General features: G+C 32.7%; 1 pseudogene. It reads right to left on the bottom strand.

Annotation, left to right across the window (positions count from 1 at the left end):
* Window positions 1–17: 17 nt before the first annotated feature.
* A pseudogene (locus tag IDG60_RS01670) lies at window positions 18–529 on the bottom strand (DNA repair protein RecN); the annotation flags it as partial.

The raw sequence follows: 529 nt of genomic DNA, 5'->3' as shown, positions 1-529 counted from the left end.
TCAACACACTTTGGAAATTATCTACGTCTTTGATTGTGTTGTATCATTTCTCTTGCATTTTCTCGAGTTAAATCAGTAACACTTGCACCTGAAATCATTCGTGCAATTTCATCTACTTTATCATCGCTAATTAACTCTTGAACTTGTGTTGTTGTACGATCATCTTTTGATGATTTCGAAATTAATAAATGATGGTCGCTCATCGATGCAACTTGTGGTAAGTGAGAGATACAAATAACTTGTATATATTCAGCTATATCTCGCATTTTCTCTGCCATTTTTTGTGCAGCTTGTCCAGATACACCTGAGTCAACCTCATCGAATAAAATTGCAGTTTGACCTCTCGATTTAACAAAAATACTTTTTAACGCTAACATAATTCTAGAAAGTTCTCCACCTGACGCAATTTTATTTAAACTTTTTAATGGTTCCCCTTTATTTGGACTGATTAAAAATTCTACAAATTCGATTCCATCAATATTCGGTTCTTCTAATTTTTTAAATGAAATCTCAAGATTTGCGTCTTTCA

This window comes from Staphylococcus sp. EG-SA-2 (assembly GCF_017152085.1).
Note: the sequence above shows the minus strand (reverse complement) of the source record. Positions and strands in the feature narration are given on the sequence as shown.